A 4410-nucleotide genomic window follows, 5' to 3' on the forward strand; every position below is an offset into this window, starting at 1 on the left:
GATTAGATCCAAAAGAAATGATTGATGCTATAATCAAAATAGTACCATCGGATACTKGCAAATTTMGGAATGTAGTTCCTAAATTTGTAGAAGATATGTTAAAAGAGCATCAACTCAAAGCCTGGGAAAATACCATTTAACATTAAATTTAAATTCCTTTACAATAAGCCACCACTTATAATGGTGGCTATTGCTGTTATACCTGTCTCGTCTTAAAATAAGTTTTCAAGTAATCTTTTCCGCGTTTTGGTTTAAAGGAACAATTTAGTTAACAGGCTACAGTATATTCCTTTAAACTAATCATAAAGTCATTTATACGTTTATTTAATTTTCTTAATTATTTATAGATTTTATTTTAATTAAAATTTATTTCGTAAATGATATTTATCCATTTAAAAATCTCCCTCATATACGCTCAACCCATTTGTGAGTTAAAGCGATAAATAAAGTGCCGGTATAAATACTTTTATTAAAACACACATTTTCAATAGGGGCACTTGCTTTGCAACGTATTATTCATGGTGAAGGTAAAATCTAAAAAATCACTATTATCTAAAACATAAATCATGAGTAAAAAAAACGATTTGATCAAGAACAGTACTCAAGTGTGTAAAACACAAACCTATTTTAAACTATCCAATTACATTTGGCCATTATTATTACTAATTGTTGTATTTACAGCAGCCTGTAACAAGGATAATTCAAACCCGGCACCAGATCAGTCATTATCAGCAAGCCAGACAGCAAACAGCTCTTTAAATACAGGGAGTGTCACTGTTAGTCCTGCGCCGATAAATCTCAGAACAGCCGGTAACTTTACAATTTTAACAGAAACCGGTATTTCAACAACCGGTGTCACTTCAATAATTGGCAATATAGGATCAAGCCCGATAGCATCAACAGCAATTACCGGATTTGGATTAATAAAGGATGCCAGTAACCAGTTTTCGCGTACACCAATTGTAACAGGGAACGTTTACGCTGCTAACTATGCGGCTCCTACCCCATCCAAAATGACTACGGCTGTAAATGATATGAAAACAGCCTTTACCACCGCAAATGGTATTGTATTCCCAGCCCMTAAAGTTCAAATGTAYGCCGGCGATATCAGTGGCCGTACTTTGCGCCCCGGTCTATATAAATGGAGCACTGGTGTTTTAATAACAAAGGTTGGTGTTACACTATCCGGAGGACCTAATGATGTTTGGGTTTTCCAGATCGCGCAAAACCTTACTGTAAATAACAGCGCCATTATTACTTTGGCGGGAGGTGCCCAGGCTAAAAACGTATTCTGGGTAGTTTCTGGAAAAGCAACTCTTGGAACAACCGTAAATTTTAAGGGTATAATATTGAGTAAAACATTGATATCACTAAACACCGGCGCTAAAGTTACCGGTAAATTGTTGGCACAAACCGCAGTTACATTAATTGCTAACTCGGTTCATCCTTAAAAAACACTTCGCATTATCGCCATAAGGCACTAAAAAAGAAGCCTGCAAATGTTGAATTTGCAGGCTTCTTTGTAGGTTAATGATTCTACTCTGTTCTCAAACTTTTTATTGGGTTAACTATAGCTACCTTAATAGATTCATAACTAACTGTTAACCAGGCAATGATCAGGGCTGCCAGCGAAGCCACGACAAAAACAACCCAACCAACACTTATGTGATAAGCAAAGCTGGCCAACCAGCTGTCAACCGCATACCACGAAAGTGGTATAGCTATAGCTATGGCGACCAGTATAAGCCTGGTGATACCGGTTGATAATAAATAAACAACGTTTAATACAGAAGCTCCCAACACCTTGCGCACGCCTATTTCTTTGGTACGCTGTTCGGCCATAAAAGCCGATAAGCCATATAAACCCAGGCAGGAAATAAAAATAGCAAGGAGGGCAAATAAATTAAAGATGCTGCCCATCTGTTGTTCGCCTTTATACATACTGGCCAGGTCCTGGTCAAGGAAATCATATTTAAACGGATAAGCCGGGTTAAGTTGCTCACTTATTTTTGCTAAAGCTTTAATTGTTGCTTCGGTACTTTTGGGCACTGTTCTTACAATTACAATTCCGCCATATTTGTTCAATCGTAAAACCAGTGGCTCTATTGACTGCTGAATGGGCTTAAAATTAAAATCTTTTACTACACCAATAATATTGCCTTTGGTACCCTGGAACGTTAATGATTTACCTACTGCTGTAGCGGTTTTAAGACCCATTATACTAAGCATTCGTTCATTTACTACGAAGTTATTTGAATCTGCTTTAAACGATGTTGAAAAGCCTCTGCCACTCAATATCTTCATTTTAAAAACCTGAATAAAATCCTCGCTTACATCCATAGAAGGAATCACAACCTGCGATCGCGGATCTTTTCCCACCCAATCCACACTCAATGTTCCGCTAATTAAATTGGTTGGCAGATCAGAGATCACCGTAAAATTACTGGTAAGCGGGTTTTGTTTTAGTTCGCTTTTCAAAGCCTGCTGCTTGTTCCACATATCCCCTGTCATGGGCATATACAACAGGTTATCCTTCTCAAAACCCGGATTTCTGTTTTTTATAAACTTAAGCTGGTTGTAAATGGTCACGGTACCAATAAGCAACAAAATAGAAACTATAAATTGCGTTACCACCAATCCGTTACGGAACAATAAATTGCCCCCCAGTGATTTCATATTCCCTTTGAGTACTTTAACCGGGTTAAATCCCGACAGGAAAAGGGCCGGATAGCTCCCTGATACCAACCCGGTTACCAAAGCTATGCCCAACAGGCTTAACCAAAGCTTCCCATTCAAAAAGTCAATAGCCAGCTTTTTATCGGCCAGGTTATTGAACAACGGAAGAAATAACCACACAAGCGCCAACGCCAGCAATAAAGCGAAAAAAGAGATGAGCAGTGATTCGCCTAAAAATTGTATAATGAGCTGCCCGCGTATGGCTCCTGCCACTTTACGCAATCCAATTTCCTTAGCCCTTCGTGCCGAACGTGCTGTAGCCAGGTTCATAAAGTTGATACAGGCTACCACGAGGATCAAAATGGCGACTATAAAAAAGATCCTTACATATTGAACATTCCCGTGCCCGGGCAAATCAACCTGTAAGGGTTGAGACAAGTGGATGCTTGTTAACGGCTGCAGTTGAAATTCTATCTTCATCTCAGGCTGAACCTTGTGATAGATCCGGGTCATTTGCTGAGCAAACTTTGATAACGATGCAGCAGTAGGTACAAAGTTCTTATCCAGCTGCACATAGCTGTAAAAGTTAAAATTGTCCCATACATTGTTCTTTAAATCATTATTGGTTTTGGCGATAGAGGCCATTGGCAAAATGAAATCAAACTGAAGATCAGAATTGGCAGGAATATTGGCCAAAACCCCGGTAACCACAACATTGCCGCCATTATCTTTGCGTAATACCTTACCTATTGCATCTTCCTGCCCGAAGTATTTTTTTGCCATATCCTGGGTAATCAATACGCCATCCACACGCTTTAACGCGGTTAAAGGATCGCCTTTAGCCAGGGCGTAAGAAAATATTTGCAGGAAAGTATCATCAGCATAAAAAACACGCTTTTCTTCAAATTTTCTGTTGCCAACTTCAAACAAATTAGTGGAGAGATGGCTTAACCGAACGGTGTTTTTTATCTCGGGCATTTGTGCTTTTAAACCGGCCGGCATACCTGCAGGATTCACAGCGGCTTTAAAGCCACTGGCATTACAGGTAATACGATATATCTGATCGGCATTTTTATGAAACCGGTCATAGCTTAATTCGTTTTGCACCCAAAGCAGGATCAGGATGCTTGCAGCCATGCCTATTGCTAACCCCGATATATTAATAATAGAATAGGCTTTATGCCGTATTAAATTTCTGTAAGCTATTTTAAAATAGGTTTTTAACATGGCAAAATTGTTTATGGTCTTTAAATCAATGGCTTATAAAAAGATAAATCATATTATTATGCACCAAGAAAATGCCATGTATTTAAATAGCTACTAATCAGATATTTACGAATAAAATAATCGTTTTAATTGTTCGATTTTGATACATACGATGTTCGTTTTTGATTAGTTTTTTTCACAGGCATTAAACCACATTAGTATAATGCTATAAGCTATGCCGGTCTTTTGTCTGTTTGTAGAAAGCTTACCCTGAAAACAACAAAGCCTTCCTGTTACACCGGGAAGGCTTTGTTGTTTTACAGATTTTATTCCTGATAGGTTTTATACAGTAAGATCACTAACGATAGCTACAGGAGCATTTTTCTTTACAGATTCTATTCCTCCGTCCCTGCCCGATTTACTTTCGTACATTTCGCTGCTTCCTATTATTTGTCCGTTAGTAGCTTTAAGCTTAAAATAGTGTTTGCTGTTTTTAGATTCCAGCTTTTCATATATATCGTCGTCAGC

General features: G+C 38.3%; 3 protein-coding genes. 1 reads left to right on the forward strand and 2 read right to left on the reverse strand.

The window, feature by feature from the left end; genetic code table 11:
* The first annotated feature begins 566 nt into the window (after window positions 1–566).
* The gene (locus AC1DRQ_RS29690; protein ID WP_477429458.1) at window positions 567–1451 is read left to right on the forward strand and encodes an ice-binding family protein; all 885 of its coding nucleotides are present in this window, start codon (window positions 567–569) and stop codon (window positions 1449–1451) included.
* 85 nt (window positions 1452–1536) lie between these two features.
* Here the strand turns inward: AC1DRQ_RS29690 and AC1DRQ_RS29695 are convergent, their stop codons facing one another.
* Complete coding sequence (locus AC1DRQ_RS29695; protein WP_477429460.1) at window positions 1537–3903, reverse strand: ABC transporter permease; 2367 nt, start codon at window positions 3901–3903, stop codon at window positions 1537–1539.
* 321 nt (window positions 3904–4224) lie between these two features.
* A partial coding sequence (locus tag AC1DRQ_RS29700; RefSeq protein WP_477429462.1) for a YegP family protein occupies window positions 4225–4410 on the reverse strand: 186 nt, incomplete at its 5' end.

Source organism: Mucilaginibacter sp. P4_E8 (genome assembly GCF_056401495.1).

Bases quoted from the DNA above. Each gene is read 5' to 3' on its own strand.
- AC1DRQ_RS29695 (WP_477429460.1), bottom strand. From the start codon at position 3,903: ATGTTAAAAACCTATTTTAAAATAGCTTACAGAAATTTAATACGGCAT.